Source organism: Streptomyces sp. NPDC058198 (genome assembly GCF_042882605.1).
GTDB lineage: Bacteria > Actinomycetota > Actinomycetes > Streptomycetales > Streptomycetaceae > Streptomyces.
Genome location: NZ_JBHVVP010000008.1, coordinates 66319 through 91726, shown reverse-complemented (window position 1 = coordinate 91726; position 25408 = coordinate 66319). Strand labels below are relative to the sequence as shown.

At 71.9% G+C, this 25408-nt stretch carries 23 protein-coding genes and 1 riboswitch; of the genes, 13 read left to right on the top strand and 10 right to left on the bottom strand.

Annotated features, from left to right (window positions below; all coding sequences use genetic code 11):
- The first annotated feature begins 13 nt into the window (after positions 1 to 13).
- The 6 genes from ACFVWW_RS24585 (at position 14) to ACFVWW_RS24560 (ending at position 8320) form a co-directional block, all read left to right on the top strand.
- Positions 14 to 1516, top strand: coding sequence for an aldehyde dehydrogenase family protein (locus ACFVWW_RS24585; RefSeq protein ID WP_386877972.1), 1503 nt, complete (start codon positions 14 to 16; stop codon positions 1514 to 1516).
- A 73-nt stretch (positions 1517 to 1589) separates the two neighbouring features.
- A complete protein-coding gene (locus tag ACFVWW_RS24580; RefSeq protein WP_386877971.1) occupies positions 1590 to 3128 on the top strand; it encodes a GMC family oxidoreductase in 1539 nt (512 codons plus the stop codon).
- Positions 3125 to 4324 (top strand): glycine betaine/L-proline ABC transporter ATP-binding protein, encoded by a 1200-nt coding sequence (locus ACFVWW_RS24575; RefSeq protein ID WP_386877970.1) that lies wholly within the window; start codon positions 3125 to 3127, stop codon positions 4322 to 4324. The genes ACFVWW_RS24580 and ACFVWW_RS24575 overlap by 4 nt, the downstream gene beginning before the upstream one ends.
- A complete protein-coding gene (locus ACFVWW_RS24570; RefSeq protein ID WP_386877969.1) occupies positions 4324 to 6282 on the top strand; it encodes an ABC transporter permease subunit in 1959 nt (652 codons plus the stop codon). The genes ACFVWW_RS24575 and ACFVWW_RS24570 overlap by 1 nt, the downstream gene beginning before the upstream one ends.
- Position 6283: 1 nt before the next feature.
- Positions 6284 to 7279, top strand: a complete 996-nt coding sequence (locus tag ACFVWW_RS24565) for an ABC transporter substrate-binding protein (protein ID WP_384182412.1) — start codon at positions 6284 to 6286, stop codon at positions 7277 to 7279.
- Between the two features lie 69 nt (positions 7280 to 7348).
- A complete protein-coding gene (locus ACFVWW_RS24560) occupies positions 7349 to 8320 on the top strand; it encodes a LysR family transcriptional regulator (protein ID WP_386877968.1) in 972 nt (323 codons plus the stop codon).
- A 22-nt stretch (positions 8321 to 8342) separates the two neighbouring features.
- Here the strand turns inward: ACFVWW_RS24560 and ACFVWW_RS24555 are convergent, their stop codons facing one another.
- Together ACFVWW_RS24555 and ACFVWW_RS24550 are read right to left on the bottom strand one after the other, a co-directional pair.
- Positions 8343 to 9068, bottom strand: coding sequence for an isocitrate lyase/phosphoenolpyruvate mutase family protein (locus tag ACFVWW_RS24555; RefSeq protein ID WP_386877967.1), 726 nt, complete (start codon positions 9066 to 9068; stop codon positions 8343 to 8345).
- 42 nt (positions 9069 to 9110) lie between these two features.
- Entirely contained in the window at positions 9111 to 9620 is a 510-nt protein-coding gene (locus ACFVWW_RS24550) for a carboxymuconolactone decarboxylase family protein (protein ID WP_384334311.1), read from the bottom strand.
- 47 nt (positions 9621 to 9667) lie between these two features.
- Between ACFVWW_RS24550 and ACFVWW_RS24545 the strand changes: the two genes are divergently transcribed.
- Positions 9668 to 11110: a PLP-dependent aminotransferase family protein gene (locus ACFVWW_RS24545; protein ID WP_386877966.1), complete on the top strand. Its 1443-nt coding sequence runs from the start codon at positions 9668 to 9670 to the stop codon at positions 11108 to 11110.
- 22 nt (positions 11111 to 11132) lie between these two features.
- Here the strand turns inward: ACFVWW_RS24545 and ACFVWW_RS24540 are convergent, their stop codons facing one another.
- Positions 11133 to 12095, bottom strand: a complete 963-nt coding sequence (locus ACFVWW_RS24540; protein ID WP_386877965.1) for a hypothetical protein — start codon at positions 12093 to 12095, stop codon at positions 11133 to 11135.
- Between the two features lie 294 nt (positions 12096 to 12389).
- Here ACFVWW_RS24540 and ACFVWW_RS24535 point away from each other — a divergent pair, with 294 nt between their 5' ends.
- Both ACFVWW_RS24535 and ACFVWW_RS24530 read left to right on the top strand, forming a co-directional pair.
- Complete coding sequence (locus ACFVWW_RS24535) at positions 12390 to 12668, top strand: hypothetical protein (protein ID WP_384182397.1); 279 nt, start codon at positions 12390 to 12392, stop codon at positions 12666 to 12668.
- A 28-nt stretch (positions 12669 to 12696) separates the two neighbouring features.
- Entirely contained in the window at positions 12697 to 13881 is a 1185-nt protein-coding gene (locus tag ACFVWW_RS24530) for a glutathionylspermidine synthase family protein (protein WP_384182395.1), read from the top strand.
- 21 nt (positions 13882 to 13902) lie between these two features.
- Here ACFVWW_RS24530 and rocD read toward each other — a convergent pair whose 3' ends face one another.
- On the bottom strand, positions 13903 to 15108 hold the full coding sequence (gene rocD / locus ACFVWW_RS24525; protein ID WP_384182392.1) for an ornithine--oxo-acid transaminase: 1206 nt from the start codon (positions 15106 to 15108) through the stop codon (positions 13903 to 13905).
- Between the two features lie 132 nt (positions 15109 to 15240).
- Positions 15241 to 15331: riboswitch (ZMP/ZTP riboswitch) on the top strand.
- Positions 15332 to 15368: 37 nt separating this feature from the next.
- Here rocD and glyA point away from each other — a divergent pair.
- Positions 15369 to 16637: a serine hydroxymethyltransferase gene (gene glyA, locus ACFVWW_RS24520; protein ID WP_386877964.1), complete on the top strand. Its 1269-nt coding sequence runs from the start codon at positions 15369 to 15371 to the stop codon at positions 16635 to 16637.
- Here glyA and ACFVWW_RS24515 read toward each other — a convergent pair.
- The 3 genes from ACFVWW_RS24515 to ACFVWW_RS24505 all read right to left on the bottom strand — a co-directional run bounded on the left by ACFVWW_RS24515 (position 16634) and on the right by ACFVWW_RS24505 (position 19012).
- Positions 16634 to 17332: a hypothetical protein gene (locus ACFVWW_RS24515; protein ID WP_386877963.1), complete on the bottom strand. Its 699-nt coding sequence runs from the start codon at positions 17330 to 17332 to the stop codon at positions 16634 to 16636. The genes glyA and ACFVWW_RS24515 overlap by 4 nt on opposite strands.
- Positions 17333 to 17513: 181 nt before the next feature.
- On the bottom strand, positions 17514 to 18389 hold the full coding sequence (locus ACFVWW_RS24510; protein ID WP_386877962.1) for a hypothetical protein: 876 nt from the start codon (positions 18387 to 18389) through the stop codon (positions 17514 to 17516).
- Positions 18386 to 19012: an RNA polymerase sigma factor gene (locus ACFVWW_RS24505; protein WP_386877961.1), complete on the bottom strand. Its 627-nt coding sequence runs from the start codon at positions 19010 to 19012 to the stop codon at positions 18386 to 18388. The genes ACFVWW_RS24510 and ACFVWW_RS24505 overlap by 4 nt, the downstream gene beginning before the upstream one ends.
- Positions 19013 to 19167: 155 nt before the next feature.
- Between ACFVWW_RS24505 and trpS the strand changes: the two genes are divergently transcribed.
- Together trpS and ACFVWW_RS24495 are read left to right on the top strand one after the other, a co-directional pair.
- Positions 19168 to 20181 (top strand): tryptophan--tRNA ligase, encoded by a 1014-nt coding sequence (gene trpS / locus ACFVWW_RS24500; RefSeq protein ID WP_384182378.1) that lies wholly within the window; start codon positions 19168 to 19170, stop codon positions 20179 to 20181.
- 76 nt (positions 20182 to 20257) lie between these two features.
- Positions 20258 to 20845, top strand: coding sequence for a 2'-5' RNA ligase family protein (locus ACFVWW_RS24495; protein ID WP_384182375.1), 588 nt, complete (start codon positions 20258 to 20260; stop codon positions 20843 to 20845).
- Positions 20846 to 20916: 71 nt separating this feature from the next.
- Here the strand turns inward: ACFVWW_RS24495 and ACFVWW_RS24490 are convergent, their stop codons facing one another.
- Together ACFVWW_RS24490 and ACFVWW_RS24485 are read right to left on the bottom strand one after the other, a co-directional pair.
- On the bottom strand, positions 20917 to 21672 hold the full coding sequence (locus tag ACFVWW_RS24490) for a decaprenylphospho-beta-D-erythro-pentofuranosid-2-ulose 2-reductase (RefSeq protein WP_384182372.1): 756 nt from the start codon (positions 21670 to 21672) through the stop codon (positions 20917 to 20919).
- 66 nt (positions 21673 to 21738) lie between these two features.
- Positions 21739 to 23136 carry an FAD-binding protein gene (locus ACFVWW_RS24485; protein WP_386877960.1) on the bottom strand — a complete coding sequence of 466 codons (1398 nt, stop codon included), beginning with the start codon at positions 23134 to 23136 and terminating at the stop codon, positions 21739 to 21741.
- A 128-nt stretch (positions 23137 to 23264) separates the two neighbouring features.
- On the opposite strand from ACFVWW_RS24485, the gene ACFVWW_RS24480 reads away from it, so the two are divergent.
- Positions 23265 to 24179, top strand: a complete 915-nt coding sequence (locus ACFVWW_RS24480; RefSeq protein WP_384182366.1) for a YihY/virulence factor BrkB family protein — start codon at positions 23265 to 23267, stop codon at positions 24177 to 24179.
- Here ACFVWW_RS24480 and ACFVWW_RS24475 read toward each other — a convergent pair.
- On the bottom strand, positions 24127 to 25401 hold the full coding sequence (locus tag ACFVWW_RS24475) for a D-alanyl-D-alanine carboxypeptidase family protein (RefSeq protein WP_386877959.1): 1275 nt from the start codon (positions 25399 to 25401) through the stop codon (positions 24127 to 24129). The genes ACFVWW_RS24480 and ACFVWW_RS24475 overlap by 53 nt on opposite strands.
- Between the last annotated feature and the right edge of the window lie 7 nt (positions 25402 to 25408).

Below are 25408 nucleotides of genomic sequence, written 5' to 3'. Positions count from 1 at the left end.
GGCAAGACGCGACGTGTCGGCACAACAGACAATTCATGTGGGCGGAGAGTGGCGAGAAGCCGCCTCAGGTGCCACCCGCGACATTCTCGACCCCGCCGACGCCACGGTGCTCGCCGTCGTCTCCGAAGGCGGGGCCGAGGACGTGGACGCGGCGGTCGCCGCCGCGCGTACGGCCTTCGACGAGGGCCCGTGGCCCCGTACCCCGGTCGCCGAGCGGGCCGGCCTGCTGCGGCGGACCGCCGACCTGCTGATCCGCGACCGCGAGAAGATAGCGCTGCTGGAGAGCAGGGACTCGGGCAAGACCCTGGAGGAAGGGCGCGTCGACGTCGACTGCGTCGCCGACGCCTTCCGCTACTTCGCGGACCTCGTGATGAACGAGAGCGGCGGCCGGGTCGTCGACGCCGGCTCCGACACCGTCCACAGCGTGGTCGTGCATGAGCCCGTCGGCGTGTGCGCACTGATCACCCCCTGGAACTACCCTCTCCTCCAGGCGAGTTGGAAGATCGCTCCGGCGCTCGCCGCGGGCAACACCTTTGTGATCAAGCCGAGCGAGATCACCCCGCTCTCCACGGTCGACCTCATCGACCTGCTCGGCGAGGCGGGACTGCCGCCCGGCGTCGCCAATGTCGTGACCGGCGCGGGCGACCCCGTGGGCGCCCGGATGTCCGAGCACCCCGATGTGGACCTCGTCTCGTTCACCGGCGGACTCAGCAGCGGTACGAAGGTGATGCGGGCGGCCGCCGCCGGAGTGAAGAAGGTCGCCCTCGAACTCGGCGGCAAGAATCCCAACGTCGTCTTCGCCGACGCCTGCGCCACGGACGAGTCCTTCGACACCGCCGTCGACCAGGCGCTCAACGCCGCCTTCATCCACAGCGGTCAGGTCTGCTCGGCCGGCTCACGCCTCATCATCGAGGAGTCCGTACGCGAGCGCTTCGTCGGCGAACTCGCCCGCCGCGCCCAGCGCATCCGGCTCGGCCGCGGCACCGGCAAGGGAGTGGAGTGCGGACCGCTCGTCTCCGCGCAGCAGTTGGCGAAGACCGAGGAGTATGTGGCCTCGGCGCTGGCGGAGGGCGCCGTCCTGCGCTCCGGCGGAAAGCGGCCCGAGCCGTCCGACGTACGGTCCGCCGACGGCTACTTCTACGAGCCGACCGTCCTCGACCAGTGCCACCGCGAGATGCGCGTCGTGCGCGAGGAGGTCTTCGGACCCGTGCTGACGGTGGAGACCTTCCGTACGGAGGACGAAGCCGTCGCCCTCGCCAACGACACCGAATACGGACTGGCGGGCGGCGTGTGGAGCGCGGACCCGGGGCGCGCGCGGCGCGTGGCCGGGCGGCTGCGGCACGGCACCGTATGGATCAACGACTTCCACCCCTATCTCCCACAGGCGGAGTGGGGCGGCTTCGGCAAGTCCGGCATCGGCCGGGAGCTGGGGCCCGCCGGGCTGGCCGAGTACCGCGAGGCCAAGCACATCTACCAGAACCTGGAGCCGCGCCCGGTGCGCTGGTTCGCGGGCTGACCACCCCGCGCGCCGGCGCGCGCCCACGAGCGACAGAACCTCGCACCACCTCGGGAAGAGGAGCAGAGCAGCTATGGCCGAATACGACTACGTCGTCGTCGGGGGCGGCACCGCGGGATCGGTGATCGCCTCCCGGCTCACCGAGAACCCGGACATCAGCGTCGCCGTCATCGAGGGCGGGCCCTCCGACGTCGGCCGCGAGGACGTGCTGACCCTGCGGCGCTGGATGGGGCTGCTCGGCGGTGAACTGGACTACGACTACCCGACGACGGAACAGCCCCGGGGCAACTCGCACATCCGGCACAGCAGGGCCCGGGTGCTCGGCGGCTGCTCCTCCCACAACACGCTCATCGCCTTCAAGCCGCTGCCGTCGGACTGGGACGAGTGGGCGGCGGCCGGGGCCGAGGGCTGGGACGCCGGTTCCATGGACCCGTACTTCGACCGGCTGCGCAACAACATCGTGCCGGTGGACGAGCGGGACCGAAACGCCATCGCCCGCGACTTCGTGGACGCGGCGCAGGCGGCGCTGGGCCTCCCGCGCGTCGAGGGCTTCAACAAGCAGCCCTTCCACGAGGGCGTGGGCTTCTTCGATCTCGCGTACCACCCGGAGAACAACAAGCGGTCCTCGGCGTCGGTCGCCTATCTCCATCCCTTCCTGGACCGGCCCAACCTCCATCTGCTGCTGGAGACCTGGGCGTTCAGGCTGGAGCTGGACGGCACGCGCGCGACGGGCGTGCGGGTGAGGACCGAGGACGGCGAGGAGCGGCTGATCGAGGCCCGGCGCGAGGTCCTCGTCTGCGCGGGCGCGGTGGACACGCCGAGACTGCTGCTGCACTCCGGCATCGGGCCCCGTGCGGACCTGGAGAAGCTCGGCATCCCGGTCGTCCATGATCTGCCGGGCGTCGGGGAGAACCTCCTCGACCACCCGGAATCGGTGATCGTCTGGGAGACGCACGGACCGATACCGGAGAACTCCGCGATGGACTCCGACGCCGGCCTGTTCGTCCGGCGCGACGCGCGCGCCGAGGGCCCGGACCTGATGTTCCACTTCTACCAGATCCCGTTCACCGACAACCCGGAGCGGCTGGGGTACGAACGCCCCGAGCACGGCGTGTCGATGACCCCGAACATCCCCAAGCCGCGCAGCCGCGGCCGGCTCTTCCTGACGAGCGCGGACCCGGCGGTCAAACCGGCCCTGGACTTCCGCTACTTCACGGACGAGGACGACTACGACGGCCGCACTCTGGTCGACGGCATCAGGATCGCGCGGCAGGTCGCCGCGTCCGAGCCGCTGGCGACCTGGCTCAAGCGCGAGGTCTGCCCGGGGCCCGGCGTCACCTCCGACGAGGAGCTGAGCGAGTACGCCCGCACGTGCGCGCACACCGTGTACCACCCGGCCGGCACCTGCCGGATGGGCGCCGTGACCGATGAACAGGCCGTGGTCTCACCGGACTTGAGGATCCGCGGACTCGACGGCATCCGTATCGCCGACGCGTCCGTCTTCCCGACGATGCCCGCGGTGAATCCGATGATCGGCGTCCTGATAGTCGGGGAGAAATGCGCCGAACTGCTTGCCGAGGCGGGCACCGAGAAGAAGGGCTCGAACCGATGAGCGGACACGCGGGACTCGACGGGACCGACGGGACCGACGCAAGCGACCGGGCGGGGACGCGCGCGGACGCCCTGGCCAAGGACCTCACCCCACCGGGCAGGGCGGCCGACGTGCCGGACCGGCCGCCGGTCTTCTCCGTACGCCACCTGTGGAAGGTCTTCGGCCCCAAGGCGCACCGCGTCCCGGCCGACCCCGCACTCGGCGCGCTCACCCCGGCCGAGCTGCGCGAGCAGACCGGCTGCACCGCCGCCGTACGCGATGTCTCCTTCGACGTCCGCAAGGGCGAGGTCTTCGTCGTCATGGGCCTGTCAGGATCCGGCAAGTCCACGCTGGTGCGCTGTCTGACCCGGCTCATCGAGCCCACGGCCGGCGAGATCGCCATGGACGGCGAGGAGGTCCTCGCCATGGACAAGGCCCGGCTGCGCGAACTGCGCCGCCACCGCGCCGCCATGGTCTTCCAGCACTTCGGCCTGCTGCCGCACCGCTCGGTCCTCGACAATGTCGCCTACGGCCTGGAGATCCAGGGCATGGGGCGGGCCGAGCGCCGGGAGAAGGCCGCCGAGGTCGTCGGCAAGGTGGGCCTCGACGGGCTGGAGAGCCGCCGTCCCGGCCAGCTCTCCGGCGGTCAGCAGCAGCGGGTCGGGCTGGCCCGCGCGCTCGCCGTCGACCCCCAAGTACTGCTGTTCGACGAGCCGTTCAGCGCGCTCGACCCGCTGATCCGCCGCGACATGCAGGAGGAGGTCATCCGGCTGCACCGCGAGGAGGGCCGCACGATGGTCTTCATCACCCACGATCTGAACGAGGCGCTGCGCCTCGGCGACCGGATCGCGCTGATGCGCGACGGCCGCATCGTGCAGCTGGGCACGCCGGAGGAGATCGTGGGCCGGCCGGCCGACGCGTACGTACGGGACTTCGTCCGCGACGTACCGCGCGAGCAGGTCATCACCGTCGCGGCCGCCATGCGGCGCGCGGTGGCCGGTGACGCCGACTCCGGCCCCGCACTGGCCCCGACCGCGACCGTCTCCGAGGCGATCGAGGCGGTCGCGCGCTCCGGGGACGCCGCGGCGCGGGTGGTCGACAACGGCAGGCTGCTCGGCGTCGTCGACCGCGCGTGCCTGCTGGGAGTGGTGGCGGGAACGGGGGGTTCGCAGGCGCCGCCCGAAGCGACGGCCGGGGTGGGAACGGCGGTCCTCTGATGACCACCGCCACCGCCCCCGCGTCCGTCCCGCGCGGCGGACTCGCGTCCGCGCTCAGGAACCGTACGGCGGGGAAGCTGCTGCTGCTCGCCGTCTTCGCCGCGGTCCTCGTACCGCTGGCCCTCACCCGCTGGCCGGGCACCGCCTGGCCCGGCGCGCTGACCGTCGATCTGTCGGGCCCGCTCGGCGGCGCCAGCGACTGGATCATCGACAACCGCGACAGCCACCCTCTCTTCCTCTACTTCTTCGGGCACATCAGCAACGCCGTCGTGCTCTCCGTGCGCGGGGTGTATCTGCTGCTGCTCGCCGCCGGCTGGGCCGGGGTCACCGCGGCGGCGGGGCTGATCGCCTGGCGGGTCGCGGGCGTACGGCTCGCCCTGACCGCGGTCGTCTCGATCGCCGTCTGCGGGCTGCTCGGCATGTGGGTGCCGACCATGCAGACTCTGGCGCTGATGATCGTGGCGGTCACCGTGTCCGTGGTGCTGGGAGCGCTGCTCGGCCTCGCCGCCGGACTCTCGGACCGGCTGTACCGGGCGCTGCGGCCACTGCTCGACACCATGCAGGTACTGCCCGCCTTCGCCTATCTGCTGCCGGTGGTGCTGGTCTTCGGCATCGGCGTCCCGGCGGCGGTCCTCGCGACCGTCGTGTACGCGGCTCCGCCGATGGCCAGGCTCACCGCGCTCGGCCTGCGCGACGCCGACCGGGGCGTGATGGAGGCCGTCGCCTCGCTCGGCGCGACCGGGCGGCAGCGGCTGCTGACCGCGCGGCTGCCGCTCGCCCGCAAGGAGCTGCTGCTCGGCCTCAACCAGACGATCATGATGGCGCTCTCGATGGCCGTGATCGCGTCGGTGATCGGCGCCGGCGGCCTCGGTGACCGGGTCTATCAGGCGCTGGCCTCGGTCGATGTGGGCGCGGCGCTGGCCGCGGGGCTGCCGATCGTGCTGCTCGCGGTCGTCCTGGACCGTACGACGGCGGCCGCCGGCTCCGGCCTGGACCGCCCGGCTGCGGCCCGGCTCCGTACGGGATGGCGCGGCTGGGCGATCGTCGCCGCGGCGACCGTCCTGGTCGCGGCCGCGGGACGGTTCGCCGACCGGCTCACGTGGCCCGGCACCTGGACCGTGGACATCGCCGAACCCGTCAACCGCGCCGTCGACTGGATGACGGGCCATCTCTACACCGGGGTTCCCGTCGTCGGCGGCACCGCCGACTGGGCGGGACGTTTCACCACCTGGGTCCTCGACCCGCTGCGCGGCGGTCTCCAGGGCCTGCCCTGGTGGGCCGTCCTGCTGGTCGTCGCCGGGCTCGCTCTGCTGATCGGCACCTGGCGGACCGCGCTGACCGCTGTCCTCGCCATGGCCGCCATCGGCGTACTCGGGGTGTGGAAGCCGTCGCTGGACACGCTGTCCCAGGTGCTGGCCGCCGTCGCGGTGACCTTGGTCATCGGCTTCGCCGCCGGTATCGCGGCGGCCCGCAGCACGCGGGTGGAAGCGCTGCTCCGTCCCGTCCTGGACGTCTTCCAGACCCTGCCGCAGTTCGTCTATCTGATTCCGGTGGTCGCGCTCTTCGGCGTGGGGCGCGCTCCGGCGGTCGCCGCCGCCGTCGTCTACGCGCTGCCCGCCGTTGTACGCATCACCACGCAGGGGCTGCGCCAGGTCGACCCGGCAGCCCTCGAGTCGGCGCGCTCACTCGGCGCGACCAGCGGCCAGCAACTGCGCCAGGTACAGCTGCCACTGGCCGGTGCGGCGCTGCTCCTCGCGCTCAACCAGGGCGTGGTCCTGGTGCTCGCCGTCGTCATCATCGGCGGTCTGGTCGGCGGCGGAGCGCTCGGGTACGACGTCGTGTTCGGCCTGGCCCAGGGCGACTTGGCGACCGGACTCGTCGCCGGCGCCGCCATCGTCTGTCTCGGGCTGATGCTCGACCGGGTCACCCAGCCCACCGAACGCCGGAAGGTGGCCTGACATGGCCCGTACCCGTACCCGTGCCCGCCGCCGTCCCCGTACGTACGCGGCCGGGGCGCTCGCCTCGGCGGGCGCCCTGCTCGCGGTCACCGGCTGCGGCGCGGCCGACATGACCAAGCAGGCGTCCCCGTACGCCAACGCGCAGGGCTCGAAGACCGTCACACTCTCCGTCCAGTCCTGGGTCGGCGCCCAGGCCAATGTGGCCGTCGCGACCTATCTGCTCGAACACGAGCTGGGCTATCGCGTGGACACCGTCCAGATCGACGAGGTCCCCGCCTGGGACGCCCTCAGCCAGGGCCGGGTCGACGCCATCCTGGAGGACTGGGGCCACCCCGACCAGGAGAAGCGGTACGTCGACGACAAGAAGACGATCACGTCCGGCGGGGAGCTCGGGGTCACCGGGCACATCGGCTGGTTCGTACCGACGTACTTCGCGAAGCAGCACCCGGACGTCACCGACTGGCGGAACCTGGACACGTACGCCGACCAGCTGCGTACCCCGGAGAGCGGCGGCAAGGGCCAGCTGCTGGACGGCTCGCCCTCGTACGTCACCAACGACAAGGCGCTGGTGGACAACCTGGGTCTGGACTACCAGGTCGTCTTCGCGGGCTCGGAGGCGGCGCAGATCACCCAGATCAAGCAGTTCGCCAAGGAGAAGAAGCCCTTCCTGAGCTACTGGTACAAGCCGCAGTGGCTGTTCCAGAAGGTGCCGATGACCGAGGTCGAGCTGCCGGCGTACAAGGAGGGCTGCGACGCCGATCCCAAGAAGGTGGCGTGCGCCTATCCGCACACCCCGCTGCGGAAGTTCCTCAACGCGGACTTCGAGAAGAAGGGCGGCGGCGCGGCCGAGCTCCTGAAGAACTTCGCCTGGACGACCGGGCAGCAGAACGAGGTCGCCCTGATGATCGCGGACCAGAAGCTCTCACCGGAGGCGGCGGCCGCGAAGTGGGCAGCGGCGAACAAGGCGACGTGGGAGAAGTGGCTGCCGAAGAAGTAGCCGCGATCCAGTAGCCGCTATTCAACAGGACGGGTGAAAGGTCCCGCATGCACTGTTAACCTCAGCTGAATGATGGATGTGCGACGCATGCAGGTCCTGCGGGCCGTGGTCATCAGCGGTTCGGTGACCGCGGCAGCGGCCAATCTGGGCTACACCCCGTCCGCCATCAGCCAGCAGGTGGCGGCGCTGGAGAAGCAGGCGGGCATGGAGCTGCTCGAACGGGTCGGCCGTGGCGTACGGCCGACGGCGGCCGGGCGGCTTCTCACCGAACACGCGGCCGTCATCAGCAGGCAGGTCGCCGAGGCGGAGACGGCGCTGGCCGATCTGCGGGCCGGGCGCACGGGCCGGCTGGAGGTCCGCTACTTCGCCACGGCGGGCGCCGCGCTGGTGGCTCCCGCGCTGGCCCTCTTCCGCCACGAGCATCCGGGCGTACAGGTCGCTCTCCGGCTCGGCGATACCGAGGACCCGCTGCGGGAGGTGCGCAAGGGGCTGGCGGATCTGGCCGTGGTGGTCGGCCCGCGCGACGGGTGCCTCGAAGGCGTGCGTCTGCTCCCGCTGCTCGACGACCCGTACCGCGCCGTTCTGCCGAAGGGCCACCGGCTCGCCGCCAAGCGCGTGCTCGACCTGGCCGATCTCGCGGACGAGCCCTGGGTCGGCAACGAATGGCCGGCGGGTCCGTGTCTGGAGGCCGTCCTCGAAGCCTGCGCCGGAGCGGGCTTCGCCCCCGACTTCGTGGTGGAGAGCGAGGATTACCCCACGGCTCAGGGCTTCGTCGCCGCCGGTCTCGGCGTCAGCCTGATGCCCGGCACGGTCCTGGGAAACCGCCATCCCGACGTCGTCGTACGCAAGGTCCGCAGGCCGGAGCCGGTCAGGGCCATCTACGCGGCGGTACGCGACACCTCTCCGGAAGGACCGGCGCTGCGCGGCCTGCTCGCCGCGCTCGGGGACGTGGCGACGGCCGCGCGCGAGGGACGCGGCGCACCGGGGCCCGGGGCCGCCCGGTCCGGGGCCGCGCCGGGCACCACTACAGAGGTCCTCTGAACGAGGGCCGCTCCCGCGTGCTTCAGCGCGGGAGCCGGCCCGTGATGTCCCGCGCGATGTCCTTGACCGCCCCCATCGCCCGCCGGTGCAGGCCGGGGCCGAAGGTGACGCGGGTCGCGCCCAGCCGGCCCAGGTCCGCGAGCGACGGGCCGGCCGGCAGGAACAGCGCGTTGAGGGGGCCGTCGATGCCCGCCCGGAGCGCGGGGAGCGCCTCGGCGCGCGCGGCGATCGGGTAGACGCAGTCGGCGCCCGCCGCGACATAGAGCCGGGCGCGGGCCACCGCTGGTGCCGGATCGCTCACGCCGCGGATGAAGGTGTCGACGCGCGCGTTGATGAAGAGGGCGTCGCCCGCCACGGCGCGTACCTCCGCCAGCCGGTCCGCGTGCCGGCGCGGATCGACGAGCGCCCCGCCGGAGGAGTCCTCCAGATTGCAGGCGACGGCGCCCGTGTCCAGGAGCCGGGCGACCAGCTCCTCGGGGGCCAGGCCGTAGCCGTCCTCGATGTCGGCCGATACGGGTACGGACACGGCGCGGACGATCCGGGCGACCGCGGCGAACATCTCCTCGGGCGGGGTCGCGCCGTCCTCGTAACCGAGCGAGGCGGCGACCCCCGCGCTCGGCGTGGCGAGTGCCGGGAACCCCGCGTCCGCGAAGACGCGGGCGCTGCCCGCGTCCCACGGGCCGGGGAGGACGAGCGGGTCGCCGGGGGCGCGGTCGTGGTGCAGGGCACGGAAGGTCGCGGCCGTCATGAGGTGCTCGCCGTCCAGGAGGCTCGGTGGTGGAGACGTACGTCAGTGCTTGAACGCGCCGGGCGTGTAGTGGCCGGGGACCATCCGCGTGGACACGCCGAACCGGTTCCAGGCATTGATCACCGTGATCGCGGCGATCAGCTGGGCGAGCTCGGTCTCGTCGAACTGCGCGGCGGCCCGCTCGTACACCTCGTCCGGCACGAAACCGTCGGTCAGTACGGTGATCGCCTCGGTCAGCTCGATCGCCGCGATCTCCTTCGGCGTGTAGTAGTGCCGCGACTCCTCCCAGGCGCTGAGCTGGATGAGGCGCTCCGCCGACTCGCCGGCCGCCAGTGCGTCCTTGCTGTGCATGTCGAGGCAGAACGCGCAGTGGTTGAGCTGCGAGGCACGGATCTTCACGAGTTCGAGCAGGACCGGATCGACGCCCTGCCGGGCCGCCGCGTCCAGTTTGACCATGGCCTTGTAGACCTCGGGGGCGAGCTTGGCCAGCTCCAGGCGGGGGGTGTGCTCGGGGGCGTATTCCTTGGCTTCGTCCGCTGTGTTCGTCGTCATGCGTCCGACGCTACGCGCCGGGTGGCGCAGCGGTATGGTCCACTTCCATGACGGAATCCTGGGCCAATCCGCCCGCCGAACCCGGTCCGGCCCCAGGCACCGGACAGGGCCTGGGCGCCGATCTGCATCTGGAGCTGCGCGGCTCCGGGCTGCGCGCCGGGATCATGGACGCGTTGCGCGAAGCCGTCCGTACGGGCCGGCTCGCGCCGGGCACCCGGCTGCCGTCCTCCCGTACGCTCGCCGCCGATCTGGGCATCGCCCGGAACACCGTGGCCGACGCCTACGCGGAGCTGGTCGCCGAGGGATGGCTCACCGCACGGCAGGGCTCGGGGACGCGGGTGGCCCGGCGGGCCGCGCCCCGCAGGCCCGCGGCCGCGGCGCCCAGGACCCGGCCGGCTCGCGGCGGGGCCGCCTACAGCCTGCTGCCGGGCTCCCCCGACCTGGGAGCATTCCCCCGAGGGCAATGGCTGACGGCCGCCCGCCGCGCGCTGACGGCCGCGCCGAACGAGGCCTTCGGGTACGGCGACGCGTACGGCCGCATCGAACTGCGCACCGTCCTCGCCGACTATCTGGCGCGGGCGCGCGGGGTGTACGCCGGCCCGGAGCGGATCGTGATCTGCGCCGGCTTCGTCCACGGGCTGACGCTGCTGGGGACGGTGCTCAGGGCCCGGCGGGTGCGGGCGGTGGCGGTCGAGTCGTACGGGCTCGACCAGCACCGGAACCTGCTGACGGAGGCGGGGATGCGGACGCCGGCGCTCCCGCTGGACGAACGCGGCACCAGGACCGAGGGACTGGCGGACGCGCGGGACGTCGGCGCGGTGCTGATGACACCGGCGCACCAGTTCCCGACGGGCGTAGCGCTCCATCCCGACCGGCGCGCGGCGGCCGTCGACTGGGCGCGCGGTACGGACGGACTGATCCTGGAGGACGACTACGACGGGGAGTTCCGCTACGACCGGCAGCCGGTCGGCGCGCTCCAGGGACTCGACCCCGAACGGGTGGTGTACCTCGGCACGGCCAGCAAGTCCCTGGCGCCGGGGCTGCGGCTCGGGTGGATGGTGCTGCCGGAGGAGCTGGTGGGGGAGGTGGCGGAGGCGAAGGGGGAGGCGGACCGGGCGTCGAGCGTGCTGGATCAGCTCACGCTCGCGCAGTTCATCGCCTCCGGCGCGTACGACCGTCATGTCCGCTCGATGCGCCTGCGCTACCGGCGCCGCCGTGACCAGCTGGTCGCCGCTCTGGCGGAGCGGGCGCCCGGCATCCGGGTGACCGGGATCGCGGCGGGCCTGCACGCCGTCGTCGAACTTCCGCCGGGCACTGAGCGCCCGGTCATCGAGGCGGCGGCCTGGCAGGGCCTGGGTCTTGAGGGCTTGGCCCGTTTCCGCCATCAGTCGGCGCCGTCGGGGCGGGACGCCCTGGTGGTCGGTTACGCCACGCCGACGGACAGCGCGTGGGCGGGCGCGCTGGACGCGCTGTGCCGGGTGCTGCCGTGAGACCGGCCGCGCCGGAGCCCGCTCACGCCGGCTTCGCCGGTTCCGTCGGCGCCGCCGGTTCCGCGGGTTTCGCCGGTGCCGTCGCTTTCGCCTTCTCCGCGGACGCCGCCGGTTCCGTCTGCGCCGGTTCTGTCTGCGGCGGCTCCTCCTTCGCCGGCTTCTCCTGCGCCGGCTCCTCCGTCGTCGGTGGTTCGCCGAAGCGGGCGAGCATCAGGGCTCCCGCCACCGCCACCACGAAGCCCAGGACCGCCGCCCATGCGAGGCCGCCGCGGGTGCGGTCGCCGAGCCAGACCACGCCCACCAGGGCCGGGCCGATCGTCTCGCCGATGACCATGCCCGCCGTGGCCGTGGTGACCGAGCCGCGCTGGAGGGCCGTGGTGAGCAGCAGGAACGCCGAGCCGCCGCCCAGGAGCAGGGCGTAGATCGCGGGATCGGCGGGGTCGGGTGAGTCGATGAGGCGGACCGCCACCTCGACCACGCCGAAGCCCGTGCCCGCGCCGAGGCCGAGAACCAGCGCGCGCGGCTTGTCGGGGAGGCCGCCCGCGAGCGCGCCGATCAGGAGGACCGCCGCCGCGACGACGAGCATCGACCAGCGCAGCTCCGTCGGGCCCGTACCCCCGCCCTCCGCGCCCGAGGCCAGGCCGAGCAGGGCCAGGCCACCGCAGACCACCCCCACCGCCGTCCACTCCGCCGAGCTGAGCCGTACCCCGAGGACGCGGGCGGCGGCCACCGCCGTGACCGCGAGGCTCGCGGCGAGCGCCGCGCCGACCGTGTAGATCGGCAGCGCGCGCAGCGCGAGGACCTGCAGCACGAACCCCAGCCCGTCCAGGGCGAGTCCGGCGACAAAGCGCCACTCGCGCAGCGCCCGCAGCAGCAGCCCCGGGTCGACGCCCGCACCCGTCCCCGGCACGGCCGCGCGGGCGGCGACGGCCTGCAGTACGGAGGCGCTGCCGAAGCAGACCGCGGAACCCAGAGCACAGATCATCCCAAGAAGCACAAAGCGACTCTAGTGCGGAAGAGATCGCGCACCGCCTTTACGACAGGGCGGCGCGGCCCTCTGGTGCCGCGACCGGGAATGTTCGCCCGTCGAGGAGCGGCGGCCGGTGCGTGCGATCGCAAGGCGGCCGGAGGCCCTTGTAGCGGAGCTACTCGGGTCTTTGGCCAACGCGGCGAGCGTGCGTGCTGGGCGTCGCGACGGGGCGAACATTTCCGGGAGGGGCACTAGTGTGTGAGGGCGATCCATACAAGCTAGTTCGAATACATCGGGGGAGGGCGGCGCATGGCGGCGCGGCAACGGAGGCTGAGGTCGAGCACGGTGGTGCTGGGCAGCATGGGCGTACTCGCGGTCGCGATCACGTCCTGCGGCTCGGAGCCCGACAAGCGCTGCGCCGACCGGTCGACCCGGGAGACACTGCCCAGCTCCGAGTGCAGGACCGGCGGCACCGGCACCTACTACTACGGCGGATCCAAGAGCCAGGGCAAGGTCGACGGGGGCAGTTTCGACAAGTCGGCGGTCGACCGCGGCGGCTTCGGCTGCTCGGGCTCCGGCGGCGGCTGAGTGATCCGCACCGACCGGTAACCCGCTGATGAAACGTCACGCGACCGAACCACGCCCCGGCTGGCAGCAGACCGTCGAGGAACAGGGCGTCGTCTATCCGCTCACCCGGCACCCGGACGGCTCGCTGCGTCCGTACTGGGACGAGAGCGCCTACTACTCGTTCACCCTGCCCGAGGTCGAGGCCCTCGAAGAGGTCGTCGAGGAGCTGCACGCCCTGTGTCTGGGCGCCGCCGCGCACATCGTGGAGCACGACCGGTTCGCCGACCTCGGCATCACCGACCCCCGGCTGGCCGGGCTGATAGCCGAGTCCTGGCGGCGACGGGCCGAACTGCCCTCTCTCTACGGCCGGTTCGACCTGCGCTACGACGGCACGGGACCGGCCAAGATGCTGGAGTACAACGCCGACACCCCCACCTCACTGGTCGAGGCCGCGAGCGCGCAGTGGTTCTGGATGGAGGAGCGGTTCCCCGGCGCCGACCAGTGGAACTCCCTCCACGAACGGCTCGTTGCCGCCTGGAAGCGGCAGTCCGCCCTCCTTCCGCCAGGACCCGTGCACTTCGCGCACTCCGACGGGGACGAGCTGGGCGAGGACCTGATGACCGTCGCGTATCTGCGCGAGACCGCCGAGCAGGCCGGCCTCGACACCGAGGCGCTCTCCGTGGAACAGATCGGCTGGGACCGGCTGTCCGGCCGCTTCGTCGACGACCGGCTGCGCTTCGTCCGCAGCTGTTTCAAGCTCTACCCGTGGGAGTGGCTGGCCACCGACCGGTTCGGGCCGCATGTCCTGGACACCCTCGACAACGGCGGCGGCACCGGCACCACCTGCTGGATCGAACCCGCCTGGAAGATGCTCCTCTCCAACAAGGCGCTGCTGGCGATCCTCTGGGAGCTGCACCCCGGCCACCCCCATCTGCTCCCCACCTATCTCGACGGGCCCCGCGAACTCGCCGCCTCGCGCGGCTATGTGGCCAAGCCCCTGCTCGGCCGGGAGGGCGCCGGGGTCACCCTCCACGAGCCGGGCTCGGCGCCGCCCGTGGTGGGGGACGAGGCGTGCTGCTACCAGGAACTGGCCCCGCTGCCCGACTTCGACGGCAACCGCGTGGTGCTCGGTGCGTGGGTCGTCGAGGACGAGGCGGCGGGGCTCGGCATCCGGGAGTCGGCAGGCCCGATCACGGACGAGTACGCCCGCTTCCTGCCCCACGTCATCCTCTGACGCGCGTCCCGGGACTTCTCATTAGTCCGCGAGCACCGCCCGCAGCTGGTCGAGGCCCCAGTCCAGGTCCTCCTTGCTGATCACCAGCGGCGGAGCGATCCGGATCGTGGACCCGTGCGTGTCCTTCACCAGCACGCCCCGGTCCATCAGCCGCTGCGAGATCTCCCGGCCCGTCCCGCGCGACGGCACGATGTCCACGCCGGCCCACAGGCCACGGCCGCGCACCGCCTCCACGGCTCCGCCGCCCACCAGCAGACCGAGCTCATGGTGGAGATGGTCGCCCAGCTCCGCCGCGCGCTGCTGGAACTCGCCGGTCCGCAGCATCGCGATGACCTCCAGCGCCACCGCGCAGGCGAGCGGATTGCCGCCGAACGTCGAGCCGTGCTCGCCGGGGCGGAACACCCCGAGCACCTCGGCCGAGGACACCACGGCGGACACCGGCACCACCCCGCCGCCCAGCGCCTTGCCGAGGACGTACATGTCGGGCACGACGTCCTCGTGCTCACACGCGAAGGTCTTCCCCGTCCGGCCCAGGCCCGACTGGATCTCATCCGCGATGAAGAGCACATTCCGCGCCCGGGTCAGCTCCCGCACCCCGGCGAGATAGCCGGGCGGCGGTACCAGCACGCCGGCCTCGCCCTGGATCGGCTCCAGCAGTACGGCCACGGTGTTCTCGGTCATCGCCGCGTCCAGCGCCGTGAGATCCCCGTACGGAACGATCTCGAAGCCGGGGGTGTAGGGCCCGTAGTCCGCCCGCGCCTCCGCGTCCGTGGAGAAGCTGATGATCGTGGTGGTGCGGCCGTGGAAGTTATTGGCCGCCACCACGATCTTCGCCATGCTGTCGGGCACGCCCTTGACCCGGTAGCCCCACTTCCTGGCGGTCTTCACGGCGGTCTCCACCGCCTCCGCGCCGGTGTTCATCGGCAGGACCATCTCCATGCCGCACAGCTCGGCCAGCTGCGTACAGAAGTCGGCGAACCGGTCGTGGTGGAACGCCCGGGAGGTGAGGGTCACCCGCTCCAGCTGGGCTTTCGCGGCATCGATGAGCCGCCGGTTGCCATGGCCGAAGTTGAGCGCCGAGTAGCCGGCGAGCATGTCGAGGAAGCGCCGCCCCTCGACATCGGTCATCCACGCACCCTCCGCCGAGGCGACGACGACGGGCAGCGGGTGGTAGTTGTGCGCACTGTGGGCCTCGGCCGAGGCGATGGCACTCTCCGTTGTCGACACGGGTTCTCCGATCGGTCAGGACAAGCTGTCCGGCATGAGCGGGGCGGTGCCCCAGTTTCTATCGTCGCTCGCAGTGTGGACGAAGAAACCTCGCTCCCGGCGTGCCTCGGCTGAACAAGGCATACGCTGGGCGGTACGCACGGCGACTGGCGTACGCGGAACGAACCGCGGTGGAGCCGTGCGCGGCAGAACGCACGAGGTGCCGCCCGCCTGGGCACCCCGGGACCACGACCGAGCAGCGGATCGTCCCGGAGGACACCATGACGCACCCGTCCCGCCATCCCGCCCTGTCGGCAGCCGACCCCGAGCTGGCCGCCCTCGTCGGCGCCGAGGAACAGCTCCAGGCCGAGACGCTGCGGCTGATCCCCAGCGAGAACTATGTCTCGCAGGCGGTCCTCGAAGCCTCCGGCACCGTCCTGCAGAACAAGTACAGCGAGGGCTACCCGGGCCGGCGCTACTACGAGGGCCAGCAGATCATCGACCAGGTCGAGCTGCTCGCCGTCGCCCGCGCCAAGGCCCTCTTCGGTGTCGAGCACGCCAACGTCCAGCCCTACTCCGGCTCCCCGGCCAACCTCGCCGTGTATCTCGCCTTCGCCGAGCCCGGCGACACCGTGATGGGCATGTCCCTGCCGATGGGCGGCCATCTCACCCATGGCTGGGGCGTCTCGGCCACCGGCACGTGGTTCCGCGGTGTCCAGTACGGAGTGCGCCAGGACACCGGCCTGATCGACTTCGACGAGGTGCGGCACCTCGCCCTCAAGGAGCGCCCAAAGATCATCTTCTGTGGTGGCACCGCCCTTCCCCGCACCATCGACTTCGCGGCCTTCGGTGAGATCGCCCAGGAGTCCGGCGCGGTGCTCGTCGCCGACATCGCCCATATCGCCGGTCTGATCGCGGGCGGCGCCCACCCCTCTCCGGTGCCGTACGCGGACGTGATCTCCACGACCACCCACAAGACCCTGCGCGGCCCGCGCGGAGCGATGCTGATGTCACGCGAGCAGCACGCCAAGGCCATCGACAAGGCCGTCTTCCCCGGTCTCCAGGGCGGCCCGCACAACCAGACCACCGCCGCCATCGCCGTCGCCCTGCACGAGGCGGCCCGGCCCTCCTTCCGTGACTACGCGAGCTCAGTCGTGGCCAACGCCGGTGCGCTCGCCGAGGAGCTGCTCGCCCGCGGCTTCGACCTGGTCTCCGGCGGCACCGACAACCATCTGATCCTGATGGACCTCACCCCCAAGGACGTCCCCGGCAAGGTGGCCGCGAAGGCGCTGGACCGGGCCGGGCTCGTCGTCAACTACAACACCGTGCCCTACGACCGGCGGAAGCCCTTCGACCCCTCCGGCGTCCGGATCGGCACCCCCTCCCTCACCTCCCGCGGTCTCGGCACCGCGCAGATGGCGGCCGTCGCCGACTGGATCGACCGGGGCGTCGCCGCCGCGGGCAAGGGGGACGAGGACGCGCTGACCACGATCCGCGCCGAGGTCGCCGAACTCATGGCCGCGTTCCCCGCCCCGGGCCTGCCCGTCTAGAGATCCAGCAGCTGCTGACGCGGTCCGCCGGCCCCCGGTTCGCCGCCACGCCCGAAGGGTGGGCGCGGCAGCCGGCCGGCCAGCGCCCGCAGCGCCAGACCGAGCGCCGTACCGGCCGCCAGCCCCGCCGCCGCCCACCACCAGGAGGCCGCGCCGCCGCCGGCCGCCGCCGGCCGGGTCTCCGGTTTCCGCTCGCCGGCCTGAGCGTTCGGGTCGGCGGGCGCGGCGCTCACGCCCGTCTCCCAGGCCGGCGGGGATATGGCCCCGCCCGAGCCGTTCTTCTTGCCCATCAGGCCCAGCTTCCTCACCAGCGCGTGCACCGCGGCTGGTTGCTTCGCCTTGTGCCAGGTGCCGCCCTGCGGCGAGGGCATCTGGGACGCCGTGGATATCCAGACCGTCGGCGTGTCCGTGCTCAGGTGCACCTGGTCCACCCGCCAGGGCTGCACATCGTGGACCATCCAGGTCACATTGATCTGTCGCGACGCCACTGATGTGTCCACGGAAGGCGGCAGCTCCTTCTGCCCCCCTGCCGCCGCCAGATCCTCCAGCGGGCCGAGCTGCTTCAGCAGCTCCGCGTAGTCCTCGTCGGTGTTGTAGAGAGCGGCCGTCTCCCCGCTCTCCGGTGAGGTGATCAGCACGCTGGTCGGACCTCCGGCCACCGCGCCCGGGGCGAACACCCAGGCCAGTGCGAGCACCGCCGCAAGTGCCGCAAGTCGCTGGAGCGTTCGCGTACATCGCTGTCGCATGGATCCCCCTGCCGACGCGCGGTGCGGGCCGTCCGCACTCCCTCCGCGTCATCTCCTTTACACCGCCCGACCGCTTCCGGTTCCCACTCCCCGCGAGCCGTCTCGACGGACCGGACTCGACGGACCGGACTCAACGGACCGATTCCGCGATGTCCTTCGCCCGCGCCGTCGACTCGACTCCTTCCAGCCGCAGGGTCAGTTGGTCGCCGCTCGCCGCCCCCGCCGCGCTGTTGTGCTCCCACAGCAGCGTGGGGCCGGCCATCCGGACGGACCGGGTCCAGCCCTTGCCGGCGCCGTCGATCAGCCGGAACCGCAGCCGATGCGGCTCCTCGAACCACAGGCCGGTGCCGCCGCTCAGCTCGATCCACTGCGGCATGACCCCGACCAGTTTCACGAAGTAGGGGTCCAGCGACGCCGCGAACTCGTCCAGACGCACCGTCCGCCCCCGCTCGGTCCAGCACAGGCTGACCATGGATCTGCCCCGCGGCCCCTCGGTCAGCGACACCGCGTCCGGGGCGCCGAGAGCGGCAGGCACCCGGGGGGTGAAACCGGCCCCGCGCGCCGCCTCCGCCATCGTCACCGGCCGCTCGCAACGAGGCACCGGCACCGGCGCCGGCACCGGCACCGGCACCGCCGTGGGCGTGGCCGCAGGCGCGGGCGCCGCCGGACGCGGGCTCGCCGACGGGTCGTACCGCACCTCGACCCCGCCGAAGTCGAACCAGTCCGCCACCGTCGCCCGCACGGGAGGCGTCAGCACCAGCACCACCAGCAGCCCGGAGAGCGCCGCTGCCAGCATCCGCCCCCGCCTGCTCAGCCATCCGCGCAGCCGTCCCAGCCGTCCCGGTCGCCCGCTTGGCTCGGCGACCGGCGCGGGCACGGCCTCGGCGAGGAGCTGCGCGAGCACCCGCTCGGCCATCGTCCCGCCGTCGACCTCGGGAATCCTCATCCCGCGCCCCAGCGCCCGCAGCTCCTCGCGCAGCCCGTCCCGGTCGTCCTCGTCACTCATGCCCCCCCACCCCCCTCCCGGCTGTCCCGCTCCGGCGTCGGCACGATCCCGCTCAGCTTCTTCAGCGCACGGTTCAGCCGGGACTTGACCGTGCCACGCGGCCAGCCCAGCGCGTCGGCCGTCTCCGCCTCGTCCATCTCCAGCAGATAGCGGTACGTCACCACCTGCCGCTGCGCCTCACTCAGCTCCTCCAGCGCGGCCGTCAGCAGCACACGCCGCTCCTCCGCCACGGCCGCCACCGCCGGATCCGCCGACTCGGGTATCCGCGGCTCGGCGCCCAGCAGCATCGCCTCCCGGCCCGCCAGGGCCCGCAGCCGCACCGCCGAGCGCACTGTGTTCCTTGTCTCATTGACGACAATCCGCAGCAGCCAGGGACGGAAGGACGAGCCGTCCTTGAAGCTCCCCAGCGAGCGATACGCCTTGAAGAACGCGGCCTGCACCACATCCTCCGCGTCCGGCCCCGCGCCGCAGGCCACGGCGGCGCGGAGTGCGACGCCCGTATATGCGCGCACCAGCTCCGCATACGCCTCCGGCTCACCGGAACGCACGCGCGCGATGGCCGTCGCCTCATCCGCAACCGTCAGGGTGCGGCCCCCCTCCAGAGTCCCCTCCCGAGCGCTCACAGCTTTGATACACCGCTCGCCGGACTTCGGTTCCCGATCCGCCGGACTTCGGTTCCCGATCCGTCCGGGTCCGATTCCCGATCCGTCCGAGATCGGTCACAGCCTGTCGGAGATCCGTTCCCGAGCTGTCGGCCACACCTGAGAGAATGGTGAACATGGCCTCTGATCGCCCCCGCGCGCTGTCCGGTATCCAGCCCACCGCAGGCTCGTTCCACCTCGGGAACTACCTCGGTGCGGTGCGTCAGTACGTGGCGCTGCAAGACACCCACGACGCCTTCTACATGGTCGTGGACCTGCACGCGATCACCGTTCCGCAGGACCCCGCGGAGCTGCGCGCCAATACCCGGCTCGCGGTCGCCCAGCTGCTCGCCGCCGGCCTCGACCCGCAGCGCTGCACGCTCTTCGTCCAGAGCCATGTCCCCGAGCACGCGCAGCTCGCCTGGGTCATGAACTGCATCACCGGCTTCGGTGAGGCCTCCCGGATGACGCAGTTCAAGGACAAGTCCGCCAAGCAGGGCGCGGACCGCGCCACGGTCGGCCTCTTCACCTACCCGATCCTCCAGGTCGCGGACATCCTGCTGTACCAGGCCAACGCCGTCCCGGTCGGCGAGGACCAGCGGCAGCACGTCGAGCTCACCCGCGATCTCGCCGAGCGGTTCAACAGCCGCTTCGGCCGGACCTTCACCGTCCCGGCGCCGTACATCGTCAAGGAGGTCGGAAAGATCTACGACCTCCAGGACCCGACGAGCAAGATGAGCAAGTCGGCGTCCACGCCCAAGGGCCTGGTGAATCTGCTCGACGAGCCGAAGGCCACCGCGAAGAAGATCAAGAGCGCGGTCACCGACACCGGCACCGAGATCCTTTTCGACCCCCAGGGCAAGCCGGGCATCAGCAATCTGCTCAGCATCTACTCCACGCTCACGGGAACCTCCGTCGCGGATCTGGAGCAGAAATACACCGGTAAGGGTTACGGTGCGCTGAAGACGGACCTGGCGGACGTCATGGTCGATTTCGTCACCCCGTTCAGGACCCGCACCCAGGAGTACCTGGACGACCCGGAGACGCTGGACTCGATCCTGGCCGAGGGCGCGGAGAAGGCCCGCGCGGTCGCCGCCGAGACCCTGGCCCAGACGTACGACAAGGTCGGCTTCCTGCCCGCCAAACACTGACAGCGAGCGCTGACAGCCGTCACACTGGCGGGCGGCACCGCCACAGCAACCCGGCACACGGACTGAGGAGAACGATGTGGGGACCGTAACGCTCGGCGTTTCGATCGCGGTCCCGGAGCCGTACGGCAGCCTGATCCAGGAGCAGCGTGCGGGCTTCGGCGATCCGGCCGCGCACGGCATCCCCACGCACGTCACCCTCCTGCCGCCCACCGAGGTCGACGCCTCGCTGCTGCCCGCGGTCGAGGCGCATCTGGCCGAGGTCGCCTCGGCCAGCAGGCCGTTCCCGATGCGCCTGTCCGGTACCGGTACGTTCCGCCCGCTCTCGCCGGTCGTCTTCATCCAGGTCGTCGAGGGCGCGTCGGCCTGCGCCTGGCTGCAGAAGCGGGTCAGGGACAGCACGGGACCGCTCGTCCGTGAGCTCCAGTTCCCGTACCACCCCCATGTGACCGTGGCGCACGGCATCGCCGAGGACGCGATGGACCGCGCCTACGAGGAGCTGTCCGAGTACGGCGCGGCGTGGAGCTGCGCCTCCTTCGCGCTCTACGAGCAGGGCGCCGACGGCGTGTGGCGCAAGCTGCACGAGTACGCGTTCGGCGGCGACGGGGAGACCTCCGTAGTGCCCTCGCAGAGCGCCCCCGTCGACCACCCCGCCTCGCTGCCCTGAGAGCCTGTCGGATGACCTCTGATCGGGCGATCGAAGGTCACCCGACAGGCTCTGAGCCGGGCTCCGGGACCTCAGACCGGCAGCCTGCGGAACACCGGCCGCGGCAGATGCCGCAGCGTCGCCATCACCACCCGCAGCGCCCCCGGCACCCACACCGTCTCCGAGCGCCGCCGCAGCCCCAGTTCGATGGCCGCCGCCACCGCCTCCGGCGTGGTGGCCAGCGGCGCCTCGTCCAGCCCGGCCGTCATCTTCGACCGTACGAAGCCGGGCCGCACGATCATCACCTGCACCCCCGTGCCCTGCATGGCGTCCCCCAGCCCCTGGGCGAACGCGTCGAGCCCCGCCTTGCTCGACCCGTAGATGAAATTGGCGCGGCGGGCCCGCTCGCCGGCCACCGACGACAGCACCACCAGCGAACCGTGCCCCTGCGTCTGCAACGCGCCCGCGCACACCAGCCCCGCCGAGATCGCGCCGGTGTAGTTGGTCTGCGCGACCCGGACCGCCGCGAGCGGCTCGGCCTCGTCGTGCGCCTGGTCGCCGAGGACGCCGAAGGCGAGCAGCACCATGTCGATGTCGCCCTCCGCGAAGACCTTCCCGAGCGCCTCCTCGTGGGAGGCGGGGTCCAGGGCGTCGAAGTCGACCGTACGGACGTCCGCGCCCAGGGTCCGCAGCCGGCCGGCCGCGCGGTCCAGGGCGGGGGAGGGGCGGCCGGCCAGCCAGACCGTACGGGTCCGGCGGGCGATCAGCCGGCGCGCGGTGGCGAGACCGATCTCCGACGTACCGCCGAGGATGAGCAGGGACTGCGGGGTGCCGAAGGCGTCCTTCATCGTTCAGTGCTCCTTGGGGGGCTCGCGGGCTACGGGGCTAGGGGCCGGGGGCCGGGGGAGAGGGGTCTAGAGGGCCAGCCGGCGGGACAGGTCCGAGGTGAAGACGGAACGCGGGTCCAGCTCGGCCCGCAGCGCGCGGAATTCGTCCACGCGCGGATACATCGCGGTCAGCAGATCCGGCCGCAGCCGCGCGTCCTTCGCGAGGCAGACCCGGCCGCCCGCCGCCGCGACGTCCTCGTCCAGCTCGTCGAGGAACGAGCCGAGGCCGGTCAGCCCCGTGGGGAGGCCCAGGGCCAGCGTCCAGCCGGCCATCGGGAACGACAGCCACCCGGGATCCCCCGTGCCGAAGCGTTTGAGTACGGCGAGGAAGGACGGGCAGCCGCGCCGCGCGATGCGCCGCACGATCCGCCGCAGGGCCTCCTCCTGCCCGTACCCGACGACGAACTGGTACTGGACGAAGCCGGCCCGCCCGTAGAGCCGGTTCCAGTGCGGGACACCGTCCAGCGGATGGAAGAACGCCGAGAGCCGTTGCAGTTCGCCGGTCCGCCGTCGCGGCGCCCCGCGGTACCACAGCTCGTTGAAGAGCCCGGCCGCGGCGCGTCCCAGCAGCCCTGGCGGTACGAAGGCGGGGCCGGCCGGGAGCTGTCCCGGCCGGAAGGCGAGCGGCCGCCGCCGGGCGCGCGCCGGGAGCGCGTCCAGCGGCGCGTGCTCCCCACGCGTCAGCACCGCGCGCCCCAGGGCCGCCCCGCGCGCCAGCAGGTCGATCCAGGCGACCGAATAGCGGTGGTGGTGGCCGGCCGCGGTGAGGCGGGCGAGCAGATCGTCCAGGTCCGTGGCGCGTTCGGTGTCGACGGACATCAGGGAGGTCTCGACGCGGTGAAGTCGTACGGTCGCCGAAAGGATCACGCCCGTCAGGCCCATGCCGCCCGCTGTCGCATCGAAGAGCGGGGTGCCGGGCAGGACCGTACGGACCTCGCCGTCGGCGGTCAGCAGCTCCAGGGCCCGCACATGGCGGGCGAAGGAGCCGGCCACCTCGTGGTTCGTGCCGTGGATGTCGGCGCCGATCGCCCCGCCGACCGTCACATAGCGGGTCGCGGGCGTCACCGGTACGAACCAGCCGAGCGGCAGCAGCACGTCCATCAGCCGGTGCAGGCTCACCCCCGCGTCGCACACCACGACACCCGCCGCCGCGTCGATCGTGCGGATACGGTCCAGGGCGGTCATGTCGAGGACGGAGCCGCCCGCGTTCTGCGCCGCGTCGCCGTACGCCCGGCCGAGACCGCGCGCGATGGAGCCCCGTGTCCCGCTGTCGCTTACGGCGTCGGCCGCCTCCTCGTACGAGCGGGGGCGGACCAGCAGGGCGGTCGTCGGTGCGGTGCGGCCCCAGCCGGTCAGGGAGACGAAGGAGTCGGGGCCGTACCCGGTCGTCTCGGCATCGGTGGCGGCAGCGGCGTCGGCAGACATGGAGGTGACCGTATCGCCCCATACCGCATTATTCAGCGCCTTTGTCGCGCTGCTCGTATGAATGGGTGGTCGGGTGAGTGCCGGGGAGCCCGCCCACTGGTTCCGCGATCCGGGGGTAGGTCTCCTTCATGGACTGGCTGAAAAAACTCCCCGTCATCGGCCCGCTCATGGCCCGGCTGATGCGGACGCACGCCTGGCGTTCGTACGAGACGCTCGATCGGGTCCACTGGTCGCGCCTGGCCGCCGCCATCACCTTCATCAGCTTTCTCGCACTCTTCCCGCTGATCACCGTGGGCGCGGCGATCGGTGCCGCGCTCCTCAGCCAGGACCAGCTCGACCGGTTGCAGAACACCGTCACGAAGCAGGTGCCCGGCATCTCATCGCAGCTCGACATCGGCGGTCTGGTGGCCAACGCCGGCACGGTCGGGGTGGTGGCCGGCGCGCTGCTGCTCTTCACCGGTATCGGCTGGGTCGGCTCGATGCGGGAGTGCCTGCGGGCCGTCTGGGAGCTGGACGAGGCGGAAGAAGGCAATCCGGTCCTGCTCAGGGCCAAGGACGGGGTGGTGCTCCTGGGCCTGGGCGTCGTCGGACTCGCCTCCTTCGGCGCCTCCACCTTCGGTTCCACGGCCGTCGGCTGGACCGTCCGCCTGCTCGGCATCCCCGAGGACGGGGCGGGCGGTGTGCTGCTCCGGATCGCCGCGCTCGCGGTGGCGGTCCTCGCCGACTTCCTGATCCTGCTGTACGTCCTGACGCTGCTGCCCCGGGTGCAGCCGTCACGCCACCGGCTCGTCGTCGCCGCACTCGTCGGGGCCGTCGGCTTCGAACTGCTCAAGCTGCTGCTCGGCGGCTATATGAAGGACGTGGCGGCGAAGAGTATGTACGGCGCGTTCGGTGTGCCGGTGGCGCTGCTGCTGTGGATCAACTTCACAGCGAAACTGCTGCTGTTCTGCGCCGCCTGGACGGCGACTCCCAGCAAGGAGCAGCAGGGCGTCAGGGACGCGGCAGGCGACGGACCAGGTCGGGCAGCGGCCAGCGCCGGTTGACGAGGAACACCCCGCCCGCCAGTACGATCATCGCCCCGCCCGTGATGGCGAGGGCGATCCCGGCGCCGCCGGAGCCGCCGCTCGACGCGGCCCGCGGCTTGGCGGCGCCGCTCGGACCCGCCTGGTCGGCACCCGCCTTGGTCGGGGCCGGGGAGGCGCTCGACTTCACCGACTTGGGAGCCACCAGTTCGCCGACGGGCTTGACCTTGCCCGCCGCCGCGAAGCCCCAGTCCAGCAGGCGCGCTGTCTCCTGGTAGACCGCCTGGCCCTCGCCGGAGGACGGGTTCATGACGGTGACCAGCAGCACCTTGCCGTTGCGTTCGGCCACTCCGGTGAAGGTCGAGCCGGCGTGGGTGGTGTTGCCGTTCTTCACGCCCGCGATGCCCTTGTAGGCCGGGATACCGCTGGTGCCGGTCAGCAGCCGGTTGGTGTTCTGGATCTCGAAGGTCTCGCGCTTCTTGCCCTTCTTCTGCTCGCCGGGGAACTTGGCCGAAGAGGTCGAGCAGTACTCCCGGAAGTCCTTCTTCTGCAGACCGGAGCGGGCGAACAGGGTGAGGTCGTACGCGCTGGAGACCTGGTTCTTCTCGTCGTAGCCGTCGGGCGTGACCACATGCGTGTCGAGCGCCTGGAGATCATCGGCGTGCTGCTGCATGTCCCGGACGGTCTTGGGGATCCCGCCGTTCATTTCGGAGAGCACGTGCACGGCGTCGTTGCCGGAGCGCAGGAAGACGCCCAGCCACAGATCGTGGACGCTGTACGTGAGGTTTTCCTTCACCCCGACCAGGCTGCTGCCCTCGCCCACGCTGTCCAGCTCGGCGGTCCGCACCTTGTGCTTCTCCTCCTTGGGCAGCTTGGGCAGCAGCGTGTCCGCGAAGAGCATCTTGAGGGTGGAGGCCGGCGGCAGTCGCCAGTGGGCGTTGTGGGAGGCCAGTACCGCGCCGGACTCGGCGTCCGCGACGATCCAGGACCGGCCGCTCAGCTCCTTGGGCAGGACAGGGACGCCGGGGCCGAGATTCACCTGCGTGCCCGCCAGACCGAGCTTGGCCCCGCCGACCGTGGACATGGCGACGGGTGGCTGGGGCTGCTTCTCGTCAGGACCGTCGGACGTGCTGTCCGCGGACGAGGGTGCGGCGGTAAGCACGGGCAGCAACGCGGCAGTTATGACCGTCAGGGCGGTCTTTTTCAGAGCGGACACGATCGGAAACGTACATGGCGCGGACATCGATTCC

What these genes read in the sequence shown, in the direction of transcription:
- ACFVWW_RS24485 (WP_386877960.1), bottom strand. Translation starts at nt 23,136, where the DNA reads ATGTCTGCCGACGCCGCTGCCGCCACCGATGCCGAGACGACCGGGTAC.
- ACFVWW_RS24510 (WP_386877962.1), bottom strand. Translation starts at nt 18,389, where the DNA reads ATGAGTGACGAGGACGACCGGGACGGGCTGCGCGAGGAGCTGCGGGCG.
- ACFVWW_RS24475 (WP_386877959.1), bottom strand. Translation starts at nt 25,401, where the DNA reads ATGTCCGCGCCATGTACGTTTCCGATCGTGTCCGCTCTGAAAAAGACC.
- ACFVWW_RS24530 (WP_384182395.1), top strand. Translation starts at nt 12,697, where the DNA reads ATGAAACGTCACGCGACCGAACCACGCCCCGGCTGGCAGCAGACCGTC.
- ACFVWW_RS24575 (WP_386877970.1), top strand. Translation starts at nt 3,125, where the DNA reads ATGAGCGGACACGCGGGACTCGACGGGACCGACGGGACCGACGCAAGC.
- glyA (WP_386877964.1), top strand. Translation starts at nt 15,369, where the DNA reads ATGACGCACCCGTCCCGCCATCCCGCCCTGTCGGCAGCCGACCCCGAG.
- ACFVWW_RS24550 (WP_384334311.1), bottom strand. Translation starts at nt 9,620, where the DNA reads ATGACGACGAACACAGCGGACGAAGCCAAGGAATACGCCCCCGAGCAC.
- ACFVWW_RS24535 (WP_384182397.1), top strand. Translation starts at nt 12,390, where the DNA reads ATGGCGGCGCGGCAACGGAGGCTGAGGTCGAGCACGGTGGTGCTGGGC.
- ACFVWW_RS24555 (WP_386877967.1), bottom strand. Translation starts at nt 9,068, where the DNA reads ATGACGGCCGCGACCTTCCGTGCCCTGCACCACGACCGCGCCCCCGGC.
- ACFVWW_RS24545 (WP_386877966.1), top strand. Translation starts at nt 9,668, where the DNA reads ATGACGGAATCCTGGGCCAATCCGCCCGCCGAACCCGGTCCGGCCCCA.
- ACFVWW_RS24565 (WP_384182412.1), top strand. Translation starts at nt 6,284, where the DNA reads ATGGCCCGTACCCGTACCCGTGCCCGCCGCCGTCCCCGTACGTACGCG.
- ACFVWW_RS24490 (WP_384182372.1), bottom strand. Translation starts at nt 21,672, where the DNA reads ATGAAGGACGCCTTCGGCACCCCGCAGTCCCTGCTCATCCTCGGCGGT.
- ACFVWW_RS24570 (WP_386877969.1), top strand. Translation starts at nt 4,324, where the DNA reads ATGACCACCGCCACCGCCCCCGCGTCCGTCCCGCGCGGCGGACTCGCG.
- ACFVWW_RS24480 (WP_384182366.1), top strand. Translation starts at nt 23,265, where the DNA reads ATGGACTGGCTGAAAAAACTCCCCGTCATCGGCCCGCTCATGGCCCGG.
- ACFVWW_RS24540 (WP_386877965.1), bottom strand. Translation starts at nt 12,095, where the DNA reads ATGATCTGTGCTCTGGGTTCCGCGGTCTGCTTCGGCAGCGCCTCCGTA.
- ACFVWW_RS24580 (WP_386877971.1), top strand. Translation starts at nt 1,590, where the DNA reads ATGGCCGAATACGACTACGTCGTCGTCGGGGGCGGCACCGCGGGATCG.
- trpS (WP_384182378.1), top strand. Translation starts at nt 19,168, where the DNA reads ATGGCCTCTGATCGCCCCCGCGCGCTGTCCGGTATCCAGCCCACCGCA.
- ACFVWW_RS24560 (WP_386877968.1), top strand. Translation starts at nt 7,349, where the DNA reads ATGATGGATGTGCGACGCATGCAGGTCCTGCGGGCCGTGGTCATCAGC.